Source organism: Mycobacterium sp., from assembly GCF_035603715.1.
Taxonomy (GTDB): Bacteria; Actinomycetota; Actinomycetes; order Mycobacteriales; family Mycobacteriaceae; genus Mycobacterium.
This window is the reverse complement of record NZ_DATNJW010000374.1, coordinates 1-4897: the sequence shown is the minus strand read 5'-3', so window position 1 is coordinate 4897 and position 4897 is coordinate 1. Positions and strand designations below refer to the sequence as shown.

The 4897-nt window shown below is 71.1% G+C and carries 2 protein-coding genes and 1 pseudogene; 1 reads left to right on the top strand and 2 read right to left on the bottom strand.

What is annotated here, in order from left to right; all coding sequences use genetic code 11:
* Both VN856_RS15585 and VN856_RS15580 read right to left on the bottom strand, forming a co-directional pair.
* Positions 1 to 1252: ATP-dependent helicase (locus VN856_RS15585; RefSeq protein WP_325690553.1), on the bottom strand; the 1252-nt coding region annotated here is incomplete at its 3' end.
* Positions 1249 to 4392: pseudogene (locus tag VN856_RS15580) on the bottom strand (ATP-dependent helicase). The gene VN856_RS15585 and the pseudogene VN856_RS15580, both read right to left, overlap by 4 nt.
* A gap of 46 nt (positions 4393 to 4438) precedes the next feature.
* Here VN856_RS15580 and VN856_RS15575 point away from each other — a divergent pair.
* Positions 4439 to 4897: alpha/beta fold hydrolase (locus tag VN856_RS15575; protein ID WP_325690555.1), on the top strand; the 459-nt coding region annotated here is incomplete at its 3' end.

Genomic DNA, 4897 nt, shown 5'->3' with positions numbered 1-4897 from the left:
CCCGTTCGGCCTGCACGTCGGCCAACAGCGCGCAGCGCACCGTGCCGGGTTCGGCGTCGGGGCGGGAGCGAAGCGCGCGCACCGCCACCGATCGTTGTCGCGCCTCCGCCGAGACGGCGTTGGCGACGTGCAGGGCCGACGGCGGGTTGCGCCAGCTGGTCCGCAGCTCCAACACCGGCGCCGGGCCGCCGTCGGGCAGCGGGAAGTCGGTGGTGAATCGCGGCAGGTTGGTCGCCGAAGCGCCGCGCCAGCCATAGATGGACTGGATCGGGTCGCCGACGGCGGTCAACGCCAGGTCCTCGTCGACGCCTCCGCCGAACAGCGACGACAATAGAACGCGCTGGGCGTATCCGGTGTCCTGGTATTCATCGAGCAGCACCACCCGGTACCGGCTGCGCAACTGCTCACCGACCTGCGGGACCGCCGAGACCAACCGCGCGGCTGAGGCCATCTGGCCGCCGAAGTCCATCACCTTCTCCGCCCGCATCCGCCGGTGCAGGGCGTCGATCAGCGGTACCAGCTCGGTGCGCTCGGCCTGGGTGGACAGCATTCGCAGCAACCACTGGCTCGGCCCGCGGTCCCGCTGGTACGGGCCGGCGGGCAAGGTGTGCACCAGCCGTTCGAGCTCGACATGGGTATCGCGGAGCTGGTCGGTGTCGACCAGATGCTCGGCGAGTTGACCCGACAGCCGCAGCACCATCGCGGTGACTGCGGCCGGGTTCTTCTCGGTGCGCAGCTCACCGGAGTATGCGTTGACGACGTCGAAGGCCAGCTGCCAGAGCTCAGTCTCACTGAGCAGCCGGGTGTCGGGTTCGATCGGCGCGTGCCCCACACCCGTTGAGAGCAAACCGTATTCGCGCAGCAGCTGGCCCGCGAAGGCGTGATAGGTGCCGACTACCGGCGCACCACCGGGCTCGTCGACCGGCAGACTGGGCTGGGCGCCGACGATCAATCCGGTGCCGTCGAGCCGGGCCAGCCTGGACCTCACCCGTCGTAGCAGCTGTCCGGCCGCCTTGCGGGTGAAAGTCAAACCCAGCACCTGACCCGGGTCGGCATAGCCGTTGGCCACCAACCACACCACCCGTGCCGCCATCGTCTCGGTTTTTCCGGCGCCCGCGCCCGCGATGACCACCAGCGGTCCCGGTGCAGCGGCGATGACCGCCGCCTGTTCCGCAGTGGGCTCGAAAAGACCGAGTGCGCTTGCTAATTCGCTGGGGCTGTAGCGTGCTGACGCCGGTGCCAGGACGGTCATAGCGAACCCTTTCCGTCGATACCCGTGTGGGCGGGGCAGCTTGGCCGCAGCGGGCAATGCGCGCAGCCGTCGTTGATTCGGGCGACGAACTGCGGTCCGGCCGTCGCATCGGCCGCGTCGCGGATGCGATCACGCCACTCCTGACGCGCTTCGGGTGTCAACGGGTCCTGCTCGCGTTCGGTGGCGCCTGCCGCACTGGTCTTCCCCAGGTAAACCAGCCGCCCGCCGCCGGGTTCGTCACCGTGGGCCACCAGGCCCTCGGCCACCGCGAGCTGATAGGCCGCCAGCTGGGCGTGCCGCTGCGCATCGTCCTTGCTGACCGGTGTCTTGCCGGTCTTGACGTCGACGATCACCAGCCGGCCCGCGGCGTCGCGTTCGATCCGGTCGACCCGGCCGCGCAGCCGCACGTTGCCGTCGAGGACACCGTCGACGTCGACCTCGACGCCGACCTCAGTGAGCTCGCCGCGAGTTTGCGCCCGCCAGGCCAGGAACGTCTCAATCATCGCCCGATGCCTAGCCAGCTCGTTGGCCGAATACCACTGCGATTCGAACGGCAGCTGCTGCCATGCCCGCTCCAGGGCGGCCAGCAGCTCAGCCTCGCCGCCGGCCGGCTCGGCGATCAGCGCGTGCAGCACCGAACCGACCGTCGACCCCAGATCGCGGGGATCGGTCCCGCCGTGTCGTTCGGCCAGCCAGCGCAGCGGGCAGTCGGTCAACGTCTGCAGGCTCGACGGGGTCAGCGTGACGACGTGGTCGTCGCCGCTCCACATCGGTTCGGTGGTACTGACCGGTGACATGCCATACCAGCCGGCCGGGTCGGCGCCCGGCACGCCTGCCGCGGCCAGGCGAGCCAATTGTGTTGCCGCGCAGTGCCGCATCGCGTCGCTGACCACGCCTTGCGGCGCGCACACCACGCCGCGCAGCCGACCGACCACCGCAGTCGCCGATAGCACTCGCGGCGACGTCACCGGCTGCAGCGCGGCGTCGGCGGACCCGGTGGACCACTGCGCGATCTCGGCGAAGAACGGCGACGGCATGCTGGCTTCGTCGTCGCCGTTCGCCTCCCCGTCGACGGCCGTCACGATCAACCGCCGGCGTGCCCGGCCCATCGCGGCCACCAGCAGTCGCCGCTCCTCGGCGAGCAGCGGTGCCCGCATCGACGCGTTCCCGGCAACCCCGTCCAGCACGTCCAGGAGCCGCTGTGTGCCGAGCACTCCACCGCGGGGAATCGTGTTGGGCCACAACCCTTCCTGCAGTCCTGCGATAACCACGACATCCCACTCGTGGCCGATCGCCGCGTGCGCGCTGAGCACCGCGACCTGCTCGGCGGCGGCCGCCGGCTCGGGCCCCGTCGCCAACAGTTGCTGAGTGACCAGGTGGTCGATCAGCCCGCGCAGTGACGCACCGGCCGTGCGCGACAGGTACTCGGTGCTGGCGTCAAACAATGCCGTCACCGCGTCCAGGTCGCGGCCGGCCTGCGCACCGGATGTGCCACCGCGCTCGCACGCGGTCAGCCAACGGCGCTGCAAACCAGAGCGATGCCAGGCCGCCCACAGCGTGTAGCGCGGGTCCTCCCCCCGCCGATGCGAGCCGGCGGCGGCATCCAGCACCGCGCGGACCCGCTGCAGCGGCCTGGCCTGAGCCGCGGCCAGCCGCGCCGACGAACCGCCGTTTAACGCTTCGACCAGTAGGTCACCGAATTCCCTTGAGGATCCGTCGATTTCGGCTCGGCGCAACGTCCGTCGCAGCTGGCGAAGCGAAACCGGATCGACGCGACCAATCGGGCCGGTCAGCAGCGCGAGCGCCTGCTCGCCGTCCAGCCCGTCGGCGGTGGCGGCCAGCACTGTCAGCAGCGCGTGCGCCGCGGGTTGCGCAGCCAGCGGGCCAGTGACCGCCAACGGTGCCACCGGAACACCGGCCCGGGCCAGTGCGTGCGGCAGGCCGGCCGCCGCGCGCGGCACCGACCGGACGACGACAGCCATCTGTGACCACGGCACGCCGTCGACGAGGTGCGCGCGACGCAGCACGTCGGCGATCATCGCGGCCTCGGTATTGGCTGACGCGGCGAGTTTGACCAGCACCGAACCGGAATCGTCTCCGGTGCCCTCGATTCCGCCGCCGCCGCGAAGGCGCCCGGCGATGCCGGACACGGCCCGCGCTACGGCAGGAGCGCAGCGGTACGACATCCTCAAGGTGACCGCCGGTGGGGGGGCACCTCCCGCTTGCGGGGGAACCTCCCCCAGCAGCGCCGTCGGCTCAGCGCCGCGGAAGCCAAATACCGCTTGGTCCGGGTCACCGGCGAGCAGCGTGAGTTCCGCACCGGCAGCCAGCACCCGCACCAGCAGGGCGGCCTGCGGATCGAGTTGCTGCGCATCGTCAACCAGCAGAACGCCGATGCGGGCGCGTTCGGCCGCCAGCAGTTCGGGATCGACGGCGAACGCTTCGAGTGCGGCCCCGACCAGCTCGGCCGCGCCCACCGCTGGAGTCGTCGCCTGCGGAGCTGCCGTCCCGACGGCCGCGCGCAGCAGCATCACCTGCTCGTAGTTACGCGCGAACCGGCCGGCGGCCGCCCATTCGGGACGACCTGACAGCCGCCCCAAACGCTCGAGTTGCTGCGGATCGACCCCACGCTCGGCGCAACGGGTCAGCAGCTAACGCAATTCGGCGGCGAAACCGGCAGTACCCAGGGCCGCTCGCAACTCGGCCGGCCACGGCGTCGACGCATCGGGACCGTCGGCGATCTCGCCGGCCAGCAAGTCGGCGATGATCGCATCCTGTTCGGCGCTGGTGACCAGCCTGGGCGGCGGCCCTCCGGCGCGTTGCGCCGCCAGCCGCAGCACGGCGAACGCGTAGCTGTGCACGCTGCGCACCAACGGCTCCCGGATCACCGCGGGGCGGGCACCGATGTTCTGGGGGCCGAGCAGCTTCGCCGTCAGCGCGCTACGCGCCTGCGCCGAGATGCGGCCCGAACCGGTCAGCAGCAATACGGATCCCGGATCGGCGCCCGCGTGGATGCGCGTGGCCGCGACGTCAATCAGCAACGAGCTCTTACCCGTTCCCGGCCCACCGAGTACGCGCACCATCCCGCGCAGATCGGGATCGAGCACAGTGCGGGCCTCCGGGCCCCAGCGGTAAGACATAGCGGGAATGACACCACGAGGGTCCGACAAGTCGGCCCGGCCGACGATGGGTGACCGCCCGGCTGGCACCATTCAACGCGTGACCCGCCTGCACGTGCACCGCTTCGGCCCGATCGGTCCCGTACGACTGCTGGCGCTGCACGGGCTGACCGGGCACGGCAAGCGCTGGGAAACGCTGGCCAGCCAGCACCTGCCCGAAATCGCCGTCGCCGCACCCGATCTGATCGGGCACGGCAGGTCATCGTGGGCAGCACCGTGGACAATCGACGCCAACGTTGCCGCGCTGGCCGAGCTGCTCGAGCATCAGGCCGACGACCCCGTCGTGGTGGTGGCGCATTCGTTCGGATGCGCGGTCGCGATGCATCTGGCCGCCGCCCATCCCGGCCGAATCGCGGGACTGGTGTTGCTCGACCCCGCCATCGGGTTGGACGGCGCGTGGATGCGTGAGATCGCCGACGCGATGCTGGCCTCGCCGGACTACTCCAACGCCGGCGAAGCCCGGGCG